Here is a 20174-nt window from a genome sequence, read left to right as displayed (position 1 = left end):
CATGGTGATCTTCGTCATCATCGTCGTCTGCGTCGCCCTCATGATCCTGTTTTTCGCCGTCACGATCGCGGGGGGCGAAGCCCATGACCGCGCGAACGCCGAGGCCGCGGCCCGAGCCCGGGCAAAGGCCGCCGCCCCTTCAACGTCCGACGACACCGGGGCGATCTGATTTCGCATCCTTTTGATTTGCTGTCGTTGGGCTTCAGCCCTGCGCGCAGTCGGCACGACAACGACAGGCCAGGCGCGTTGTTCGTCGCGTCAGCGGTCCCGCTTGAATGCGCCGGGGCGCATTTTCGACCGGGACTGCAAGATGTTGAGGGCGCGCGCGACTTCCGCCGAACCGACGGTCAGCCGGGACGGGACAATCCCCAGCCTCTACTCGACCTCGTCTCTGCCAAGCCTGCCCTCGATGTGGCGCATGGCCGTCCCCCAGACGTGATGGTCCAGCTGCCGGCAGATGCGTTTTGCGATCTGGGGCAGGAACGCTGCCTGATGCTGCGGGAACAAAGCGGCGGTCGCGGCGATATCCGCCTGGGACAGGGCAAGCTTTGCACCCTTCCGAGCAAACACGGCCTGATTGAAGCCGCCCTCGGTCGGCACTGATCGCGCCGCGCCGTTGAAGCTCCGCGCAATCCTTTTAGCGTAGCGGCGATTGAGATGGCCCCCACCCCACAGATTGACGATCATCATCCCGCCGGGCGCAAGTCGCCGATAACATTGGTCGTAGAAGTCCGCGCTGCACAGCTGTGGGGGCTGCCCGAACTCGTCGAAGCCGTCGATCAGAAGCACGTCCGGCCTCGAACCGCCCTGCGCCACGAACTCGGCACCATCCCCGGCCAGTATCCGGAAGCGGTCATCGTCGCGTGGGATCTGGAACTCGTCGCGAAGCGCGATGATCCGCTGATTGATCTCCACGACGGTGATGTCGGTCTCGGGCAGCAGATGATGGCAGAGCTTCGCGAGCGAGCCGCCGCCCAGGCCGATCATTTCGATGCGACGCGGGCTCGGATCGAACAGCAGAAACCCCATCATCATCCTGGTATAGTCGATCGTCAGTTCGATCGGATCGAGCAGGTTCATTTCACTCTGCATCGAGTGCCAGTCGAAGTGCAGCGAGCGGATATCGCCGACGTCGGAGATATAGGGCGGCCGCGATTCCACCTGGCCGCGACGTGCGCGTTCGCGCCACATATCGAGGCTTTCCAGCATCAGATTGCCCGCGATGAGGTCATCCACGTCATAGGCTGACGTCTCGGGATCGCCTCCCGAGGACCAGTCTGTACTGACCCTCTGGCTATCCTGGATCTTGCGCTCCGGGGACTCAGGCACGGTAGCTTCCTTCCGCCGCGCCATCGCTGGCGCACGCTGCCGGCAAGGGACTGGCGCTCTTAGCGGTCGTCATGCGAGCTCGACCGCACGGTCGTGGATTCTCCGCCGCCGATGCGCTGGTGCGCCACACCCTCGCGACCACCGCGATGCTGGAGCACGGCGAGCAGCGTGGCGACGAGCCGCGACGAACGCCCCGATAGGATGGCCAAGCGCCATTGCGTCACCGTTCACATTGAGGCGGCCCATGGAAATACCGTGATCCTTCGCTGCCATCATCGCCACGATGGCGAAAGCGTCGTTGACCTCGAACAGATCGACCTGCTCGATGGTCAGGCCCGTCCGTTCAGCCATCGCGGCGGGCCGATGGATCGCTGAGCGCGGCCAGGATTCCTGTTGTCGGCGAGTCTTTGGTCCATGTCTCAACACCAGGGCCCAGCGCAGCACCGGCCTCGGCAATCCCCGCTCCCGCGAACCGATCGTTCCGCTCCAGCGCGACCCGCGTTGCATGCATAAGGCGGTCCATTTCTACTGCGCCGGGCATGCCCTGCTCGCCGCGACCGGCGGGGCGAAGGTAGGGCGCGGAGCGGTCGCTGGCGGAATGGTCTCCACCTCGATCCTGCCCGCTACCGGCTGAAGGAGCATGTCCCAAAAACCATCTCCGAAAAACCGAAAAGGCACGCCCGCCTCAAAAGAGGTTGCCGTTAATACCCTGAACGATCATATATGACATATCTACAGAGCTATTTAAAGCTGTGCCTTGATGTATAGTACATCAATTCAATCGTCGAGCCGGGAGATCGGCCCGGTGATCCCGTAAGGCACGAGTTCGCCGTGGCGATGTGACGCAACCCGATGCGAGATTGACGAGATGAGCGAGCCCGAGCAGCATAGTCTCCCCGAGAAAGCGCTCACCTGTCATTACGATGTTGGCCGACATCGCACTCAATGCGGCGATGCGACGGCATTACCGCTTCAACAGGTCGACCGGGCGGACGAATATCCTGATCATGCCAGACCTGCATTCGGGCAATATCCCGGCGAAGCCGCTCGAGGCACTCGGCGGGCGCTCCGTGCTCGGTCCGTTCCCGGCCGGCATGGCAAGGCCCATGCAGTTCGGCGCCATGACTTCCGTTGTATCCGACCTGCCGACGCTGGCGGTGCCGGCCGCTACCGGCACATGCGATGAGCCGTGATGGATATCCGCAGCCCGGGTCCGGTGTCACTTTCCCCGCGCCCGGTGCAATTGCCCGGGGCTTTCGCCGGATCTCGCCCGATACGCCAAGCCTCGGAGGCTCGAATCCAACCCGCCGGTTAGCCGGAAGTGCGCCCGCCAGGAGAAATAGCATGACTGAGGAGTCGCTCCTGAAATCCGCCCAACGGCTCACCAGGATGCTGGGTATCGCCCCGTCAGTGGCAACGACAGTGGTCGACCATATTCCGGGCAAGCCGGGCCAGATCACGTTCCTCGTGCTGCGTCACAACAGTTACCAGATGCCGCCGGTGCCGACTCGTTTTGAAGGTAATATCGTCAGGATCAAGATCGACGGCGTGGTAAGGGAACGATCCGGGCGGCGGCATCCCGGGCGCTAGTCCAACAGCAAACAACGCGAAGGAATCCGACGGCGATCCTGCCGACAGAACCGAAATTCTACCAGAATTTCACGACAGGAAATCGTCCAAACTGATGATCGCGCCGAGATGAATTCTGCATCTCTTCGCCGCCATGGAAAACGGCAATGCTCTCGACCATTCAACTCAAATATTTTGCACAAAGAGGCCGGGACTGCCGCACAGCTGCGATACGAGCGACCGATCCGGAGACCAGACGGTGCCTGAATGATCTCGCTGCTGCCTATGAGTGTTTGTACATCGAGGCGGGTTCTGGCGATCCATTCCCAAATGCCCGGTTGCAGGCCGCCGCGTTTGCGGTGCTGGAGGCAGAGCTGCCTCGCGACACCCCCGAGGGGCGATCCATGGCTCCCCCGATCCCCTCACGCCTGCCTTCGTACGATCAAAGAGCGATGAGAAACGCGCTCGACCGATGGACGAATGAAAGCGGGTCGCCCTCCCGGTAACCCGGACAACGTCATTTTCAATCCCGCCCATCAGCCTGATGCGCTCAGCGACGATTGTTCTGGCGGGCCGCTTTATCTGAACCAGCCTCTGCTGATAATTCACGTTTTATATATCAATAAGCCATCTTTGCATGTTAGATTTCCTAATGTAGACGTGATATTCCATCGGCGTTCAATGATCACGGGAGTCAGGCGATGATAGGAGCGGCCCAGTTGCGCGGCGCCCGAGCCCTGCTCGGAATCGACCAGCGTGCGCTCGCCGAGATGTCCAGCCTGTCCCTGCCGACCATCCAGCGGATGGAGTCGAGCAAGGACATCATCCGGGGCAATGTCGATTCGCTGATGAAATTGATCGCCGCGCTCGACAGCGCCGGCATCGAGTTCATCGCCCAGGGTGCCGCGAGCCCGCAAGGCGGCCGCGGCGTCCGGTTTTCCGGACAGCAGCAGGGCGACCCGAGCGGTCGAACAGGCGATTGGGCGCTTTCCGGATCACGAGCAGCCTAGATGCCGGCGATGGGGCCTGTGGTCGCAATCCTGTGGTGCATAGCGGCCTTGCTGGTCACGGGCGCGATCGCTGTGTCGATCGGCCGCCTCAAATGGGCCAGGTGGTTGATCTACGGCAGCAGCCTGACAGTCTGCATGACGGCGTGCGCGATCGCGATCACGCATCTGATTGCCGGCCGGGCAAGCGTTTCGGAGATCGTTCTTCCGCTCGGCCTGCCCTGGATCGGCGCCAATTTCCGGATCGATGCGCTCGCCGCATTCTTCCTCGTCGTAATCAATCTGGGCGGGGCAGCCGCGAGCCTTTACGGGCTGGGCTATGGCAGCCACGAGACGGCGCCCGAGCGCGTTCTGCCTTTTTTCCCGCTCTTCCTTGCGGGCATGAACCTTGTGCTGCTGGCGTCTGATGCGTTCACTTTCCTGCTCTCCTGGGAATCCATGTCGCTGGCATCATGGGCTCTGGTGATGACGCACCACCGGGAGGAAGAGAATCGCAGGGCGGGCTATGTCTATATCGTGATGGCGAGCTTCGGGACGCTGGCGCTGCTGCTCGCCTTTGGCCTGATGGCTGGCCCGGAGGGCGGCTATGCCTTTGCAACCATGCGCGCGCACGGTGCGCCGTCCGGCCTCGCAGGTCTGGTGCTTGTTCTCGCCTTGCTGGGGACCGGCTCCAAAGCGGGTCTCGTCCCGCTTCATGTCTGGTTGCCCCTCGCGCACCCGGCCGCACCAAGCCATGTCTCGGCGCTGATGAGCGGCGTGATGACCAAGGTCGCGGTCTACGGATTCATTCGGATCGCCTTCGACCTGCTCGGGCCGGTTTCCTGGTGGTGGGCGATCCCCGTGCTGTTCGCCGGCGCCATCACCGCGGTGCTCGGCGTTCTGACCGCGCTGATGCAGAATGATATCAAGCGTGTCCTTGCGTACAGCACGATCGAGAATATCGGGCTGATCTTCGTCGCGATCGGCCTTGCGCTGGCATTTCAGGGCAATGGCATGAAGGCCGCCGCGGCGCTTGCGATGACCGCCGCGCTCTTTCATGTCTTGAACCATGCACTCTTCAAGAGCCTGTTGTTCTTCGGCGCGGGCGCCGTTCTCAACGCCACGGGTGAGAGAAGAATGGAAACGCTGGGCGGGCTGCTCAACCGGATGCCCGCCACGGGCCTGCTCTTCCTGGTCGGGGCGGTCGCGATTTCGGCCTTGCCGCCGCTCAACGGCTTCGCGTCGGAATGGCTCATGCTGCAGGCCATCCTGCTCAGCCCCGCGCTTCCCCAATGGGCGCTGAAGCTCCTCATTCCGGCGGTCGGTGCGATGCTCGCATTGGCCGCAGCGCTGGCGGCGGCCTGTTTCGTGCGCGCGTTCGGTATTTCCTTCCTTGGCAGGCCGAGAAGCCTTGCGGCATCCAACGCCCATGAGGTCGATCGGCTGTCGATCGCCGCAATGGCGATCCTCGCGATTCTCTGTCTACTCGCAGGGATCTTTCCCGCACTCGTCATCGACGCGCTCGCGCCCGTCTCCAGCGCGCTGACCGGGGCGCACATGCCGGTCCAGACTCATGTCGCCTGGCTTTCGATCGTTCCGATCGCGGAAAGCCGCAGCTCCTATAACGGTCTGCTAGTGTTCCTCTTCATCGCCGCCTCGGCGTCGCTTTCAGCCCTGGCGATCCACCGTTTCGCATCGGCCAAGCTGCGCCGGGCGCCCGTATGGGATTGCGGCTTTCCGGACGCCAGCCCCGCCACCCAATATACGGCGGACAGCTTTGCTCAACCGGTGCGCCGCGTGTTCGGCGGCTTCGCCTTTCGCGCTACTGAAGTAGTCGATATGCCGTCCCCGGGGGATGGTCGTCCGGCACGGCTAACCGTCACGCTGCACGATCTTGCCTGGGACCTGATCTACGATCCGGTCATCCGGCTGGTCGCTTACCTCGCGGAACGGCTGAACCACCTGCAATTCCTCACGATCCGCCGGTATCTGAGCCTGGTCTTCGGCGCCTTGATCCTGCTCCTGCTGATCCTCGCCGCATGGCCATGATCGACATGTCCGTGATCGACGGCTTTTCGATCCAGGTCTCCCAGATGCTGCTCGTGCTGCTCCTGTCGCCGCTGCTGACCGGGCTGGTGCGCAAGGTGAAGGCGCGGCTGCTGCGGCGGCGAGGCCCGCCGCTGCTGCAACCCTATCGCGATCTGATCCGGCTTGCGCGCAAGGAAGCCGTCGTCGCCGAGAGCGCGTCCTGGCTGTTCCGGATCGTGCCTTATATCGTCTTCGCCGCGACCTGGGTGGGAGCGGCCCTGGTGCCGACCTTCGCCACGGGGCTGCTGTTCAGCTGGTCGGCGGATCTCATCGTCATCATCGCCTTGCTGGGCAGCGCGCGCTTCTTCCTTGCGCTCGCCGGCATGGATGTCGGCACCAGCTTCGGCGGAATCGGATCGAGCCGCGAGGCGATGATCGCGACGCTCGCCGAACCGGCACTGATCATGATCGTGTTCACGATCGCCCTGATCGCCGGCTCCACGCAGCTTTCGACCGTGGCCAATGTGATGCTGGCGGGTGTGGGCCTGCGCGTCTCGCTCGGCATGGCGCTGGTTGCACTCGTCATTGTCGCGCTCGCCGAAAACGCGCGGATGCCGGTCGACAATCCGGCGACCCATCTCGAACTCACCATGGTGCACGAGGCGATGGTGCTGGAATATTCCGGGCGGCACCTGGCGCTCCTCGAACTCAGCTCGGCGATCAAGCTTCTGCTCTATTGTTCGCTGATCGCCTGCGTGTTCGTACCATGGGGTCTGGCACCCGCGGGTGCGCCGCTCCATGTGCATCTGATCGGCGCGGTTCTCTATTTAGCAAAGCTCGGCGTCGCGGGTTGCCTGCTCGCCGTCTTCGAATCCATGGTCGCGAAGATGCGGGTGTTCCGCGTGCCGGATTTTCTCGGCGCCGCGCTGATGCTCGGGTTCCTCGGCACGCTCCTCCTGTTCGTCTCGCGGAGTCTGTAGCGTGGATAAGTTCGCTTTCGACGTTGCCCATTTCCTGGCGGGGACCCTGGTCCTTGTCAGCCTGATGCTGCTCTATCAGGATCGCCTGTCGGCCCTGCTGAACGTCTTCGCTTTCCAGGCCGTCATGCTGGCCCTTTCGGTCGCGTGGCAGGCTTATGTACAGCATGCTCCCCATCTCTACTTGACCGCGGCGATCGCGCTCTCAGTCAAGGCAATCATCATTCCGGTCGCACTGCACCGGATGATCAGGCGCCTGGGCATACACCGCGAAGTCGAGACGGCGGTCAATATCGGTCCCACCATGTTGGGCGGACTGGCGCTGGTCGCGCTGTCGATGGTCGTCATCCTGCGCGTCACCACGCAGTCCGACATATATGCCCGCGAGGACCTCGCCTTCGCGCTCTCGGTCGTGCTGCTCGGCCTGTTGATGATGGTGACCCGACGCAACGCCGTCAGCCAGGTAGTCGGCTTCATGTCGCTCGAGAACGGGTTGATCCTCGCGGCCACCGGCGCGAAGGGCATGCCGTTCGTCGTCGAGATCAGCGTCGCCTTTTCCGTTCTGGTCGCCTTCATCGTCATCGGCGTCTTCCTGTTCAGGATCCGCGAGCGCTTCGACTCGGTTGATCTTCAGGCCCTTGACGATTTCCGGGGGGAACGCCGGTGATCGGGATGCCCGTCTCCGGCGCCGGTCTGATCCTGGCGATACCGCTGGTGACGGCGGCCTTGCTGCTGTTCATTCCGAACTACAAAGTGTCGGCACGCCTCAACGCGGCTTCCTCCTTTCTGACGCTGCTCGCCGCGCTGTCGCTGTTCGTGCACAAGCCCGCGCCCGGACCCTATCTGCTGGTCGACGATCTCAATATCGTCTTTATCGTACTCAACACCTTTGTCGGCTTCACCACGAGCGTGTTCAGCGCCAGCTATATCGGCCATGAACTGGAGACAGGCCGTCTGACGACGACCCAGCTGCGCTTCTACCATGCGATGTATCAGATCCTCCTGTTCGGCCTGAACCTGGCGCTGGAGGCGAACAATATCGGGTTGATGTGGGTCGCGATCGAGCTTTCGACGCTCACCACCGTCCTGATGGTCGGCATCTATCGCACCCATGAGGCGCTTGAAGCGGCGTGGAAATATTTCATTCTCGGCAGCGTCGGTATCGCGCTGGCGCTCTTCGGCACGATCCTGATCTATATGGCCGCCCGTCCGGTGGTCGGCGAAGGCCCTGACGGCATGGTCTGGACCGTACTGATCGCCCATGCGGCCACACTCGACCCGGCCTTGCTCAACCTCGCCTTCGTCTTTCTGCTGCTCGGTTACGGCACCAAGGTCGGGCTCGCACCGCTGCACGCCTGGCTCCCGGACGCGCACGCCGAGGGTCCGACGCCGATCTCGGCGGTACTGTCGGGCCTGCTGCTCAATGTCGCGCTGCACGCGGTCTTGCGGTTCAAGCTGCTGCTGGCCGCGAACCCCGGCGCGATCGCGCCAGGTCCGCTGCTGATGACGATGGGACTGGTCTCGCTGATCTTCGCAGGCTTCATGCTCTACCGGCGGCGGGACATCAAACGGCTGTTCGCCTATTCATCGATCGAGCATATGGGCATCATCGCCTTCGCCTTCGGCCTGGGCGGCCCGCTCGCGAACTTCGCCGGGCTCCTGCACATGACGATGCACAGCCTTACCAAATCGGCCATCTTCTTCACCGTCGGCCATATCGCACAAGCCAAGGACACGCAGAAGATTTCGGACATCCGCGGGCTGACCGTGAGCCATCCCTTGTTGGGCTGGGGACTGGTCGCCGGCGTCGTCGCGATCGCGGGCATGCCACCGATGGGCGTCTTCATGAGCGAATTCCTCGTCGTGAGTTCGACCTTCGCGCGCGCACCGCTGCTTGCCATTCCTTTGGTGATCGGCCTGCTGGTCGCCTTCGGTGCCCTCATGCTCAAGGTCCATGGACTGGCGTTCGGCGAACCGACAGGCGTGAGCCACCCGGTCAAGGCGTCCCATCTGCCGATGATCGCCCATCTTGGACTCGTCTTTGTCGCCGGGGTATATCTGCCTCCTCCGCTGGTCGCCTGGTTCCAGCATGTCGCTGGCCTCCTCCATTGAATCGGGAGGGAATATGCAGAGCATGATCAGGACACTGCCGGGCACGCCGCCGCCGCATGCCCACCATCCATGGCCGCGCAGAATCGTCGATGCCGAGACATGGTCCGCCCTTGCCGCACAACTTGCGGAGGGCCGATGGACATTGGCCGGCTTGTGGGGGGACGCGGGCGCCGTCCACATGGCCCTGCTCGACATGGGCCTTGGCAAAGAGGGCCGCCGCGAACTGGCCGTCCTGTCCCTGCCCTGTCCAACCGGCCAATTTCCGTCGATCGCTCGGCACCATCCACCCGCGCATCGGCTCGAGCGAACCATAAACGATCTGTTCGGCCTCGAACCTGTCGGCGCGCCCGACGATCGTCCCTGGCTCGACCATGGGCGCTGGCGCGTCGGTCATCCCCTCGGGACCAGCACCGCAACATCCGGCGAGGGCGAAGCATATGTCTTTTTGACGGCGGAAGGCGAAGGCCTGCACCGGATCGGAGTCGGTCCGGTCCATGCCGGCATTATCGAGCCGGGGCATTTCCGGTTCACCGCCAATGGCGAGACCGTCGTGCGCCTCGAAGAGCGGCTGGGCTACACGCACAAAGGCGTCGAGTCCCTGATGGCCGGCGCCTCGCCGGAGCGCGCCGCGCGGCTTGCGGGAAGGATTTCCGGCGACAGCACGGTCGCCTATTCAATTGCCTTCGCGCGCGCAGTCGAGGCGGCGCTGGGGATCGAGATCCCGACACGGGCGCATTGGCTGCGGGCTCTGATGGCCGAGCTCGAGCGGATCGCGAATCATCTGGGCGATATCGGGGCCGCCTGCAACGATGCCGCGTTCGCCCTGATGCATGCCCATACCGCCGTGCTGCGCGAACGCGTGCTGCGGCAATCGAACGCGTGCTTCGGTCATCGCCTGCTGATGGACAAGGTTGTGCCTGGCGGTGTCGCCGTTGATCTGGATCGCCCCGGTGTGACGGCTATCCGATCGCTCATGGCGACGATCCGGGAAGCCTTCCCGCCCTTGATCGAGCTGTTCGACGACACTGCCTCCCTGCAGGATCGCACTGTCGGCACTGGAATAGTCTCGCACGCCCTTGCCCATCAATATGGTTGCGGCGGGTATGTGGGGCGGGCATCCGGGCGCTCGTTCGATACGCGCCGCGACCTTGCCTATCCGCCCTATGACTCGCTGCGCTTCGATGTACCCCTGTTCCAGGAAGGCGACGTCAACGCGCGGCTATGGGTCCGCATCCGCGAGGTGGAACAAAGTCTCGGACTGATCGACCAGATCCTGGCGGAGATGCCGTCGGGCGATATCTCGGTCGCTGTCGGCCATGGTCCCGACCCGTGCGAGGGCATTGCCCTTGTCGAGGGTTTTCGCGGGGACATTCTCTGCTGGCTCCGGCTCGGCCCGACGGGGATCGTCGAGCGCTGCCACCTTCGCGACCCGTCCTGGTTCCTATGGCCAGTGCTCGAGGCCGCGATCGAGGGCAACATCGTCGCGGATTTCCCGCTCTGCAACAAATCGTTCAACTGCTCCTATTCCGGGCACGACCTTTAGGGTTGATGATGCGCAAGCTCCTGTTCGAAAGCCTGATCCGAGCGCCACTGACGGAAGCCCCGCCAGACCCTGAACTGGGCGATGTCGCGGCGCTTGCCGCTACGCTCGGTGACGTGGCACGGAGGCGGCTTGGACGGAGCCTTTCGATCCGCGAAATCGATGCCGGTTCCTGCAATGGCTGCGAACTTGAGATCCACGCGCTCGGCAATGCCTTTTACGATCTCGAGCGCTTCGGCCTTCGCTTCGTCGCCTCTCCACGCCATGCCGATGTCCTGCTCGTCACCGGCCCGGTCACGCGGAACATGCGCGAAGCGCTGAAGCGCACCTATAATGCGACCCCAGCGCCAAAATGGGTCGTTTCCGTAGGAGACTGTGCGGCCGACGGCGGCTGTTTTGCCGGCAGCTATGCCGTTGTCGGCGGCGTTTCCGCAGTGGTGCCGGTCGATCTGCATATTGCCGGCTGCCCGCCGTCGCCGGCGAGGATTCTGAAGGCGCTGGTCGCGCTGATCGACCATGTGTCGCTGGGTGCGGGTGCGCCGTGAAACCGCAGCCGATGCTTTGGTTGTTCCACGCCGGCGCCGCGGCCGCGACGCGCCAGTTGCTGTCAATCGTGATCGTCACGCTGACCTTCGCCCTTCTTTCCCGAAACGGACTGGTAGGGCCGATCCTCGTCCATACTGGTTCGGGCCATATCGCAGCCACGCCGATCCTGGGCTGGTTCTATCTGCTCACAGTGTGAATTGGCGTCGAAAGCGAGACCCCATGGATGTTGTCGGTAAACGACTGACAAGCCGGAATAAAGATTGCGATGGGCGGGGTCCCAAAGGGCGCCGATTTTACAATAGATCACACTCGTAAATTGCTCTGAATCAACGCCTTGGCGAAATCTGAGGGAGGCCCGCTTTGGGCGTGAGTTCACAAGCCTGACCCGCATCACGGTCGCACCGTCACCCTCCGACATCATCGTGAACCATGTAGTTGAGGTCGATGCGGACGGCGCACGACCCGCGCCTCCATGCGAAGACCCTGGCCTAGGACGATGACCATGTGCTGGTCATGAGCCAGAATTTCCTGTCGGCCGACCCGTCCGATCTCAACATCCGGCGCGAGATCGGTGTCTATGTGCGCGGCGCCTCTTTGCCACGGATGCTCAAGGACCGGTTTCATGCCGCGCGACGCTGAGTCCCATGGCGGCGGCATCCCGTGGGCGGATATAGTCGGGCAAGGGAGCCCCTCCCCTGGCGCCGCGAAGCTGCGCTTCCATCCTGTCTTGCGGACCGAGCCTAAGCTGCGACCGCCTCCCAATCGATTGCTTCCTCCAAGGCACGCCCTGCCGATTGCACGCTGATATCATCGCCGCAGCCCAGCCGCGTCAGCATGCGCAGCAGACGTTCCACGGACATCTCGCGGTACTGGCCGCCCAGCAGTTTCGTCAGATCCGGCTGCCCGACGCCGATCAGCTTTGCGGCAGCGCTTTGGGTGAGGCCGCCCCGACTGCCCTGTGCGCGACCTTTATCGGCAGATAGAGGCGCTCTGTCGTACGCTCGAGGGGTGAGAACCCAAAACGGCCGTAGAAGGCGCGCACCTGACCGTCGATGGGATCAACAACGATCAGGCGCGCGGCGGCCTCAATCAAGCAAAGCCGCGCCATCGCGTCCAGCAGCAGTAACTCACCGAGGCCCTTGCCCCTCATCGTGGCATCGCGCGCGAGCCGGCCGATCAGAAAGGCCGGGATCCGATCATAGGTCGGTAAGCCCTTCTTCTGCTCGGGCGACAGTTCGTTCACCAACACCGCATGCGCCGAGATGGTATAATAGCCGAGGATGCTCGGGGAGCCCGGCGCGACCGCCACGAAGCAGGCGGCGATGTCGCTGCGCTCGTTCTCGCCCGCGAATTTTAACAGATAGTCGGTGAGAGAGGGTTGCTCACAGGCGAACGCGCTTCGGTCATGCGCTGCTGTCAGCCGCTCGAACCGTACGTCGATCTCGTCGCTCACGCATGGCCTGTCATCGCACGGTGCCGCGCCGCGGCCGCGCGCAGCGCGTGATTGGGCTCCGCCTCGGCGTCAAGTGCGCGGGTCAATGCCGCGAAATCATCGCGATTGAGTCGCGTCACCTCGGCATCCTCGATCGCGCGTTGCGCGGCATCCTGGACCGCAGCGGTGACAAACGCTGCCAAGGTCTGGCCGCGCAAGGCTGCTGCCTGGCTCACGCGGTTGTGCAGTGAGGGGGGCACCCGCACCTCAAGCCGTTCCGAGCGGCGCTCCGGGGCTCTTGCGACCATGTCCATGCTCCTTCGCCTATAATGTACGGCATTATACCGACAAAATCGACCTGAAATCGACGTCACTTCCAGACCGCCGTTGATGGAGCGCCTCGCCGGAGGCGCTGCGATGGTCGCGGCGGCTGTCCGAGAAGACTTATAAGCGTTGCCATGTTCATAAAGGCCTCGTTGACGAGATCACACGGGACAGAACCCTCTACCCCGGGCCGCGAACGCCATGCGCGCCCATTTGGCCGAACTCGGGATCGTCGCAGCGACCGGCATGACGAGCGTAGCGAAGTTCATCGCCATTTTGCGCGACGCGGGAGGACTCTCGCTTCCATCGACGGCTCGCTCGGCGCTCTTGGAAATCGCCGGGCAGATCGAGAAGCCGACGGCACGCGCGCCGTGATGCACTTGATACGAAGATCGCCGCAGTTGTGGCGGCGGCTGTCGCCTCGGTGGCTGCCCTGGAGCGGTTGGGCTGCATCAGGTCGCCCGCCAGGATGATGGTGCGGGCGCAGCGCGCCATCTCAGGAATGTGGCGATCGAAACCTGCACGGCCTCGTCTACGATCAGGGAGTAGAAGGCGAGCATGTAGCGTCGCGCGAAGTTCCGGGCTCTCGCGCCCGGCCGGGTTCAAAAAAGGCGGACTTGGTGATGCGACGCATCGAGGCAACCGCGATGCCCACAGGCTACTGATCGAAAAAATCGTCCAGACACGACCTGCGCAGTCCCGTCGGGTCTATGGACCATGTATTGACGATGTTCTTGTTTTGATCAAGCGCACTTACGCTAAGTCATTGAAAACGCTGGTGACCCCTACGAGAATCGAACTCGTGTTTTCGCCGTGAGAGGGCGACGTCCTAACCGCTAGACGAAGGGGCCGTGCGAGCGGAGCGGCGCATCTACGGCGAGGTGGCGCCATCGTCAAGATGGCGCCCGTGAAGGGATGGGCGCGCGATCACGCCCGCCCTCGCTACTGGAGATATTTCTTGTTCGCGATCCGCGCGTTCGCGCAGGACATGGACTCTGTGCCAGTCCGCGCCGCAGGAGATATGCCGGAAAGTCCCTGCTGCCCATTGATGCTGCGAACGTCTTCAGCCGCGAAATTGATGTGGATGAACGGCCGCCGCATTCGCTTCTCCAGCGGTAATCGAACACGGGAAGACCTCCGCCCATCCGGAATAGCACGGGCCGAAAGCCTAAAAAAAGTGTCGCAACCATTAAGAAGGGAAGTTCGAACGACCCGGAGGATGCGACGGCGCAGCACTTTAGTTGCAATGACTTTCACCATGATTTTCGCAGCACCGCCCGCAGCCGCCCGCGCATATTGCTCGACAGGGGTGGCGCGTCGCGGGACAGTGCCGTATTTCAGTTCCATGACATCCCCACCAAATTTCGTTGCCATGCTCCGCGCCGAACCTGAAAATGCGCGTCGATGGGGGCTTTACTCAGTCCGCGAGGACCGTTGGCTCGATGTCATCTTCCGGTCACGGCGCGAAGCCGAAGAGGCTTTCGAGGTTCTGCGCCATGCACAGCTGCCAACGCCGGCGTCACCCAGGGGCAAACGCTCCTGAAGCGTCGTGGTGAAATCCGGGCTGAAGCATTTTGCGCAGGCTCGCGCGCGGAGAGGTGTCAGGCCGCGGGGCGACTCTGAATCTGCACCCGTGGCCTTTGCAGGGCGGTCCGGGGGCCATGGACCCCGGTTTCAAGCATGATCATCCGCCGGCGCGGCAGATTGAGCTTGTCCAGGATCATGTGGACGTGATTCTTCACCGTCGCCGGGCTGATGTTCAGCGTGCAGGCAATTTCCTTGTTGGAGAGCCCTTCCTCGACCAGCACGGCGATCTCGCGCTCGCGCCGGGTTAAATGGGAGTCGGCATCCGGCCTGCCGCGTCCGGCGAGCTGGGCGACGCGCTGCAACAACCTTGTGGTGAGCTGCGGCGGGCACACCGGCAAACCGCTGAGGACGCGGATCGCAGCGCGGTTCAAATCCTCGATCGTGCCGTCATGATTGACGAACGCGGTCACGCCCGCTTCGGCGCCGGCCAGGCCTTCATCTTCGCTGGTCATGCCGAACCCGATCACCTGGATGCCCGGCGCGAGCGTGCGTGCAGCGCGCGCCGCATCGCGCGAGCGGCTGCGGGAGATATCCAGGAACATGATCTGCACGGCGTGGGACGCAAGCGCGTCAGTCAGCTCGTCGGCTGAAATCGCCCCGAGCAACCGCAGATCGCCCAGCCGGCTCAGCCCCGCCGTGATTCCCTCGCGATAGATCAGGACGTCACTCACCACGACCGCGGTCGGCCGCGTATCGGTGCATGTCCCAGCGTCCTGATGCAGTTCCATTCGCGATGCTCCCGTCTGCCCGTACATGGGCTCGATTCCCACCGCCCGGCTCAATCAGCCAGGCAACAAAGCGGTGGGAAAGAAACACGCGACCCAGTTTCTTGGTTTTCTGTCGAGTCATTCCCGAGTTAGCCTTCCATCACGGAAACAATATTTCCGGTCGTGATCGAAGTGCGAGGAAGCCCCGCAGCTAACGTGATGCGGCATCATAATCCAAATCGGCCGATTCGGAACTATGATTCGCGATAAAGATCAGGTTCTGGATGTTTTTCCGAACGATCCGAAGCTTTCTCTACGGTCTGGACCAAATGGTCCGGACCGTTGGCCCGGGAGGATGATCCGGCCACGAGGTCCGGATAAAGGCCCGGGTGTTTCTCTCGATCCTCCGGCTCATGCGCCCCGCCCCGCCCTGCGCCTAACCTACCTTTCCTGACCTGAAGCGGGGGACGCGATGACGATCCGCGTATTGCTCGGCGCGACTACCGCAATGGTCAGATCGGCGCTTCACGGCGCGCTTAGCGAATGCGAGGATATCGAGCTGGTCCAGCCTAGCGCCTTCGACGCTGCTCCCGACGACATCGACGTGGTCGTCCTGCATCAGGTCGCACTCGGCGATTGCGACCCAGCGCTCCGGGCGATCACCGGCGCTCCGCGGATCGGGGTCGTCGCGATCGGCGACGACGGAATTGCCGGCAATCTCTATCGCGTCGACCGCGAGGGCTGGCGCTTCACCCCGGCCGGCCAACACGGCCTTGCCGACGCCATCCGCGCCGTGGCCCGGGCGCACTGATGGCGGGGCATCAAGCCATTGCCGCGGTGGCGGCGGCGCTGCGCGGAGTGATCCGCGAACGCTATCCGCGCGATATATTCGGGACGCTTACGGTCGATTGCTACCAGGCCAAGGACATCGAGAAGGGGCTGACGGGCGACGGCTTCGCGATCCTGATGTGGCGCGTCGCGATCAACACCCAGCGCCGCGCCCGCGGGCCGCGTACCGACATCTTCGGCCGCCGCTTCAAGCCGTCGCTTCCGCTCGATGTGAGCTTCCTCATCATCCCGGTCGCCTCGGCGGTCGAGAAGCAGCTTCGCATGCTCGGCTGGGTGATGCGCGCCCTCGAGGACGCCGGCGCGATCACCGCCGCCCAACTCAACGATTATCTCGCCGAAGACGGCATCTTCGCGGTCGACGAGGATATCGACCTGGTCTGCGATCCGCTGAGCGTGGTCGATCAGCTTTCGATGTGGGACCGGATCCGCCGCCATCCGCTGTTCGCCAATTATGTCGTCCGGATGGTGCTGCTCGACAGCGCGCTCGACCTCGACGATTCGGGGATCGTGCTCGAGCGGGGCTTCGAAGTCGGCGTTGCGGAAGACGTGTCGTGACGCTGCAGCTGGTCTCGCCCGATCGCTTCGTGCGTCATGTGCCGCTCGGTTTCGCCTTTCGCGACGCGTCCGACCTGTCGTTGATCGGTGATGGGCTCGATATCCGAATCACCGATGCGATGCGGCCCTGGCGCAATGCTCAACTCCGGCCCACGCCGAGCGGCACCTGGATGACACCGCGCCTGCCCGGGCTCGATGCGGTTCTTGCCGAAAAGCCGGCGGACTGGTCGACTCACCAGCGCAGCTTCGTGGTGGCGGTCGAGGACGATCTGCACCGCTTCCTGCCGGTCCGCTTCCAGGCCGACCTGCCCGTCCGTGGCCGATTTGCCTGGCCGAGCTGGAGCGGCTTCGCGACGGGCCCTATCGCGCCGTTGCTGCCCGCCGGCGCGCCGGCGGGATATGCACCCGACTATCTCCCGCTGTTCCCCGCGATCGCGCGCACCGCGCCCGGGCCCCGCGCCACGGTGCGGGCGCAGCTTGCGGTCCGCCAGGCCGACGGCACCGACCTGCCGGCAGGCTGGGCAGCGATGACCGTCTCCGTATCGGGAACGGTCATCGGGCTCGGCATTGCCGATGTCGGCGGGGCGATCGTGGTGAGCGGCGCCTATCCCACCTTGCCGTCCCAGACAGTCGAAGAGGCCGCGGCGGGCCGAAGTGAGGTCGCGTGGGAGGCCGTCATCAAGGTCTATTACGGCAAGCTCGCCGGCAGTCCGCCGGCGCTGGATGAGATACTCGGCCAGCTCTCGAAGCCTCCGACCAAGGCGCTCGCGACCCTGAAGCCCGCCGAGCCCGAGCTGCCCGCACAGACCTTGGTGCTTGGCCGTCCGCTGACCCTGGCCACCGGCAAGACCGCAACCGAGCGCTTTTCAAGCCTCTACCTCAAAGCGAATTGATCGAGGAGACCGCCCATGCCTGAATATCTCGCTCCCGGCGTCTTTGTGGAGGAAGTCTCCTACCGGGCAAAATCCATCGAAGGCGTCAGCACCACGACCACCGGCTTTGTCGGGGCGACGCGCTTCGGCCCGATCGACATCGAGCCTGATGTCATCACCGCGCTCGTCGAATTCGAGCGAGTCTATGGCGGCCGCCAACAACTCGAATTCGAGGACGGTACGCTCGACAATTATATGTGGAACGCAGTCCGCGCCTTTTTCGAGGAAGGCGGCAAGCGGCTCTATGTCGCGCGCACCTATACCGGCGACCCGGTGGATGGTTGCGCCACCGTGCCGCTACCTGCGGTGCCTCCGGCCAATATCAAGATCCGCGCGCGCTTTCCCGGCAAGGCCGGCGAAGCGCGGGTGCGGCTGCAATTCTGGGTGAGCCAGAACCGTCTCGTGTTCCAGCCGAGAAGCGACGACCCGACAAAGCATCTCGCGATCCTGCGCTCCTCGGCCGATCGCGACACGGTCTATGTCGGCAACATCCCCGATAAGGGGATCTATTTCATCTCACGCGACCCGCAGAAGGATCTCTGGAATTTCGAAAACCAGGACGGCACCAAGAAATTCGAGCTCCAGTCGCTCGCCGAGACCGCCGCGACCATCCGTACCATCACCGCGACCGTCTATGTCGAGCCGAGCGAGCCGGGGCTTCCCTTCTTCGCCGCGACCAACCTCGCGCTCGATCGCGGCCACAAGACAGCCGGCGCGCCTGACTCGCTGTTCGACTATTTCGCGGCCGAGCCCGCCAATCTTGCTGCCTCGCGCTCCATCCCGATCGTTATCGCGGCGCTGACCGCCGAGCAGGCGACGGCCGAGAAGAATGCCGCCGACAAGGTCAAGGCGGATGCCGACCAGGCCGACAAGGATGCGCAAAAGGCGCTCACCGCAGCCAACAAGGCTGTAAGCGACGCGCAGCCTGATCTCGATGCAGCCAATATCGCGCTGCAAAAGGCCAAGGACGATCTGGCGGCCGTGGTGCCGCCGACCGATCCAGCCCCGTTCGTACAGGCACTCAAGGACGCGCAGGATCTGAAGGACGCAAAGCAGAAGGTCGTCGACGACGCCACGCTCAAAGTCCAGCCCGCAAAGGATGCCAAGGCGGCAACTGCCGCGGCCCTGGCCCAGGCAACCGAGCGCGCGCAGCGGGCGCTCGACATCTTCACCGCCGCCGGCGCCGACGTGCCGCCGCGCAATGGCGCGAAGATCGTCTTCGATTATCACGCCGCCGCGCCCTCGCCCAACCGCTTCATCGACAGCGATATCGACACCAGCGACGGCAAGGCCCCGTTTCTCGAGGCGATCTTCTTCCTTACCGGGGGCAAGGACGGCAAGATCCCCGTCCCGGACGATTTCAAGGGTGCTGAGGACCCGACGACCAACCGGAAAAAAGGCCTGGTGGCATTCGAGGATATCGAGGATATCTCGATCGTCGCGGCACCCGGATCGACCTACAGCCTGGCCGCCGCGACCGATGCCCAGGCAATCGCCAATTCGCTGATCAGCCATGCCGAGCGTATGCAATACCGCATCGCCGTGCTCGACAGCATCAAGGGCGCCTCGATCGGCCAGGTGCGCGAATATCGCGCCAAGTTCGACAGCAGCCACGCGGCGCTTTATTATCCCTGGGTCAGGATCATCGACCCCGAGACCGGCCAGGAGAATTATTACCCGCCGGCGGGGTTTGTCTCGGGCATCTATGCCCGCAACGATATCGAGCGCGCTGTCTACAAGGCGCCCGCGAACGAGGTGGTGACGCTCGCGCTCGGCTTCGAGAAGATGCTCAACAAGGCGCAGCAGGAAGTGCTCAACCCCGAGGGGGTCAATTGCTTCCGCTTCTTCGAAGGGCGCGGCATGCGGCTATGGGGCGCGCGCACCGCGAGCTCGGATCCCGAATGGAAATATGTCAATCTTCGCCGATACTTCGCTTATCTGGAGCGATCGATCGACAAGGGCACTCAATGGGCAGTCTTCGAGCCCAATGGCGAGCGGCTCTGGGCCAATGTCAGGCGCACCATCTCCGATTTCCTGCTCAACGAATGGCAGACCGGCGCGCTGCTCGGGGACAAGCCGGAAAAATCCTATTTCGTGAAATGCGACCGCTCGACGATGACCCAGAACGACCTCGATAACGGCCGCCTGGTTTGTCAGATCGGCGTCGCCCCCCTTCGTCCCGCTGAATTCGTCATCTTCCGCATCGGCCAGTGGACGGCCGACGCCAAGTCATAAGGGGAAAGCGTCATGGCAATCCTGAGAGAGCGTCCGTACGTCCAGTTCAACTTCCTGGTCGATCTGGGCGACGGCAATACCGACGGGCCCCAGGCGGGGTTCCAGGAACTCAGCGGCATCGGGATGGAAGTGACCGTCTCCGAATATCGCACGGGCAACCACAAGGAAAATTCGGTGATGAAGATCACCGGCATGAACAAGTCGACCGACGTGACGATGAAGCGCGGCGTGATCGGCTCGCTCAACCTCTACAAGTGGCTCGACGATATCCGCAACGGCAACCAGAACGCGCTGCGCACCGTCACCGTCACGTTGATGAACGAGGACCATACCGACGCAGTCCAGACCTGGAAGCTGATGCGCGCGCGCATCACCAAGCATACCAGCGGGCCGCTCAATGCGAAGGGTACCGACGTGGCGATGGAGGAACTGGTCCTCGCCTATGAGCGGCTGGAGATGGAATAAG

Annotated in this window: 26 protein-coding genes and 1 tRNA gene; 19 read left to right on the top strand and 8 right to left on the bottom strand. The window is 63.4% G+C overall.

Annotated elements, in window-relative coordinates; all coding sequences use genetic code 11:
• Position 1 precedes the first annotated feature (1 nt).
• The gene (locus ABD050_RS24250; RefSeq protein WP_343892111.1) at positions 2 to 169 is read left to right on the top strand and encodes a hypothetical protein; all 168 of its coding nucleotides are present in this window, start codon (positions 2 to 4) and stop codon (positions 167 to 169) included.
• Positions 170 to 375: 206 nt separating this feature from the next.
• Here ABD050_RS24250 and ABD050_RS24245 read toward each other — a convergent pair whose 3' ends face one another.
• Together ABD050_RS24245 and ABD050_RS24240 are read right to left on the bottom strand one after the other, a co-directional pair.
• Positions 376 to 1329, bottom strand: coding sequence for a spermine/spermidine synthase domain-containing protein (locus tag ABD050_RS24245; RefSeq protein ID WP_343892110.1), 954 nt, complete (start codon positions 1327 to 1329; stop codon positions 376 to 378).
• Positions 1330 to 1398: 69 nt separating this feature from the next.
• A complete protein-coding gene (locus ABD050_RS24240; RefSeq protein ID WP_343892109.1) occupies positions 1399 to 1680 on the bottom strand; it encodes a hypothetical protein in 282 nt (93 codons plus the stop codon).
• A 154-nt stretch (positions 1681 to 1834) separates the two neighbouring features.
• Here ABD050_RS24240 and ABD050_RS24235 point away from each other — a divergent pair, with 154 nt between their 5' ends.
• The 12 genes from ABD050_RS24235 to ABD050_RS24180 all read left to right on the top strand — a co-directional run bounded on the left by ABD050_RS24235 (position 1835) and on the right by ABD050_RS24180 (position 11726).
• Positions 1835 to 1963 (top strand): hypothetical protein, encoded by a 129-nt coding sequence (locus ABD050_RS24235; RefSeq protein WP_343892108.1) that lies wholly within the window; start codon positions 1835 to 1837, stop codon positions 1961 to 1963.
• Between the two features lie 289 nt (positions 1964 to 2252).
• A complete protein-coding gene (locus ABD050_RS24230; protein WP_343892107.1) occupies positions 2253 to 2522 on the top strand; it encodes a phosphate acyltransferase in 270 nt (89 codons plus the stop codon).
• 151 nt (positions 2523 to 2673) lie between these two features.
• Complete coding sequence (locus tag ABD050_RS24225; RefSeq protein WP_343892106.1) at positions 2674 to 2919, top strand: hypothetical protein; 246 nt, start codon at positions 2674 to 2676, stop codon at positions 2917 to 2919.
• Positions 2920 to 3599: 680 nt separating this feature from the next.
• Entirely contained in the window at positions 3600 to 3908 is a 309-nt protein-coding gene (locus ABD050_RS24220; protein ID WP_343892105.1) for a helix-turn-helix transcriptional regulator, read from the top strand.
• On the top strand, positions 3909 to 5933 hold the full coding sequence (hyfB, locus tag ABD050_RS24215; RefSeq protein WP_343892103.1) for a hydrogenase 4 subunit B: 2025 nt from the start codon (positions 3909 to 3911) through the stop codon (positions 5931 to 5933).
• The gene (locus ABD050_RS24210) at positions 5930 to 6892 is read left to right on the top strand and encodes a respiratory chain complex I subunit 1 family protein (RefSeq protein ID WP_343892102.1); all 963 of its coding nucleotides are present in this window, start codon (positions 5930 to 5932) and stop codon (positions 6890 to 6892) included. Before hyfB ends, ABD050_RS24210 begins: the two co-directional genes overlap by 4 nt.
• A gap of 1 nt (position 6893) precedes the next feature.
• Positions 6894 to 7556: a hydrogenase-4 component E gene (locus ABD050_RS24205; protein ID WP_343892101.1), complete on the top strand. Its 663-nt coding sequence runs from the start codon at positions 6894 to 6896 to the stop codon at positions 7554 to 7556.
• A 5-nt stretch (positions 7557 to 7561) separates the two neighbouring features.
• Positions 7562 to 9001 carry a hydrogenase 4 subunit F gene (locus ABD050_RS24200; protein ID WP_343892141.1) on the top strand — a complete coding sequence of 480 codons (1440 nt, stop codon included), beginning with the start codon at positions 7562 to 7564 and terminating at the stop codon, positions 8999 to 9001.
• Positions 9002 to 9014: 13 nt separating this feature from the next.
• Positions 9015 to 10544 carry a hydrogenase large subunit gene (locus tag ABD050_RS24195; RefSeq protein ID WP_343892100.1) on the top strand — a complete coding sequence of 510 codons (1530 nt, stop codon included), beginning with the start codon at positions 9015 to 9017 and terminating at the stop codon, positions 10542 to 10544.
• A gap of 8 nt (positions 10545 to 10552) precedes the next feature.
• Positions 10553 to 11086 carry an NADH-quinone oxidoreductase subunit B family protein gene (locus ABD050_RS24190; protein ID WP_343892099.1) on the top strand — a complete coding sequence of 178 codons (534 nt, stop codon included), beginning with the start codon at positions 10553 to 10555 and terminating at the stop codon, positions 11084 to 11086.
• A gap of 11 nt (positions 11087 to 11097) precedes the next feature.
• Positions 11098 to 11283: a hypothetical protein gene (locus ABD050_RS24185; RefSeq protein ID WP_343892098.1), complete on the top strand. Its 186-nt coding sequence runs from the start codon at positions 11098 to 11100 to the stop codon at positions 11281 to 11283.
• A 308-nt stretch (positions 11284 to 11591) separates the two neighbouring features.
• Positions 11592 to 11726, top strand: a complete 135-nt coding sequence (locus tag ABD050_RS24180; protein WP_343892097.1) for a hypothetical protein — start codon at positions 11592 to 11594, stop codon at positions 11724 to 11726.
• Positions 11727 to 11827: 101 nt separating this feature from the next.
• Here the strand turns inward: ABD050_RS24180 and ABD050_RS29115 are convergent, their stop codons facing one another.
• The 3 genes from ABD050_RS29115 to ABD050_RS24170 are packed head-to-tail and all read right to left on the bottom strand — an operon-like array spanning position 11828 to position 12827.
• A complete protein-coding gene (locus tag ABD050_RS29115) occupies positions 11828 to 11971 on the bottom strand; it encodes a hypothetical protein (protein ID WP_425542513.1) in 144 nt (47 codons plus the stop codon).
• 29 nt (positions 11972 to 12000) lie between these two features.
• Positions 12001 to 12540, bottom strand: a complete 540-nt coding sequence (locus ABD050_RS24175) for a hypothetical protein (RefSeq protein ID WP_343892096.1) — start codon at positions 12538 to 12540, stop codon at positions 12001 to 12003.
• Positions 12537 to 12827, bottom strand: coding sequence for a type II toxin-antitoxin system TacA family antitoxin (locus tag ABD050_RS24170; protein ID WP_343892095.1), 291 nt, complete (start codon positions 12825 to 12827; stop codon positions 12537 to 12539). Before ABD050_RS24170 ends, ABD050_RS24175 begins: the two co-directional genes overlap by 4 nt.
• Before the next feature lie 217 nt (positions 12828 to 13044).
• Here ABD050_RS24170 and ABD050_RS24165 point away from each other — a divergent pair, with 217 nt between their 5' ends.
• The gene (locus tag ABD050_RS24165) at positions 13045 to 13218 is read left to right on the top strand and encodes a hypothetical protein (RefSeq protein WP_343892094.1); all 174 of its coding nucleotides are present in this window, start codon (positions 13045 to 13047) and stop codon (positions 13216 to 13218) included.
• 401 nt (positions 13219 to 13619) lie between these two features.
• Here the strand turns inward: ABD050_RS24165 and ABD050_RS24160 are convergent.
• From ABD050_RS24160 to ABD050_RS24150, 3 genes are all read right to left on the bottom strand, one after another.
• Positions 13620 to 13694 (bottom strand) — tRNA-Glu (locus ABD050_RS24160).
• Between the two features lie 91 nt (positions 13695 to 13785).
• Positions 13786 to 14217, bottom strand: a complete 432-nt coding sequence (locus tag ABD050_RS24155; RefSeq protein WP_343892093.1) for a hypothetical protein — start codon at positions 14215 to 14217, stop codon at positions 13786 to 13788.
• A gap of 227 nt (positions 14218 to 14444) precedes the next feature.
• On the bottom strand, positions 14445 to 14972 hold the full coding sequence (locus tag ABD050_RS24150) for a response regulator transcription factor (protein WP_343892140.1): 528 nt from the start codon (positions 14970 to 14972) through the stop codon (positions 14445 to 14447).
• A gap of 637 nt (positions 14973 to 15609) precedes the next feature.
• Between ABD050_RS24150 and ABD050_RS24145 the strand changes: the two genes are divergently transcribed.
• Genes ABD050_RS24145 through ABD050_RS24125 form a run of 5 tightly spaced genes read left to right on the top strand, consistent with a single transcriptional unit; the run spans position 15610 to position 20173 of the window.
• Complete coding sequence (locus tag ABD050_RS24145) at positions 15610 to 15948, top strand: hypothetical protein (RefSeq protein ID WP_343892092.1); 339 nt, start codon at positions 15610 to 15612, stop codon at positions 15946 to 15948.
• Positions 15948 to 16541 carry a Pvc16 family protein gene (locus ABD050_RS24140; protein ID WP_343892091.1) on the top strand — a complete coding sequence of 198 codons (594 nt, stop codon included), beginning with the start codon at positions 15948 to 15950 and terminating at the stop codon, positions 16539 to 16541. Before ABD050_RS24145 ends, ABD050_RS24140 begins: the two co-directional genes overlap by 1 nt.
• Positions 16538 to 17434: a hypothetical protein gene (locus ABD050_RS24135; protein WP_343892090.1), complete on the top strand. Its 897-nt coding sequence runs from the start codon at positions 16538 to 16540 to the stop codon at positions 17432 to 17434. The genes ABD050_RS24140 and ABD050_RS24135 overlap by 4 nt, the downstream gene beginning before the upstream one ends.
• Positions 17435 to 17449: 15 nt before the next feature.
• Complete coding sequence (locus ABD050_RS24130) at positions 17450 to 19708, top strand: phage tail sheath family protein (RefSeq protein WP_343892089.1); 2259 nt, start codon at positions 17450 to 17452, stop codon at positions 19706 to 19708.
• A gap of 12 nt (positions 19709 to 19720) precedes the next feature.
• A complete protein-coding gene (locus tag ABD050_RS24125; RefSeq protein ID WP_343892088.1) occupies positions 19721 to 20173 on the top strand; it encodes a phage tail protein in 453 nt (150 codons plus the stop codon).
• Position 20174: the final 1 nt, after the last annotated feature.

This window comes from Sphingomonas oligophenolica (assembly GCF_039522915.1).
Classification (GTDB): Bacteria; Pseudomonadota; Alphaproteobacteria; order Sphingomonadales; family Sphingomonadaceae; genus Sphingomonas; species Sphingomonas oligophenolica.
This window is presented reverse-complemented; position numbering and strand designations above follow the sequence as displayed.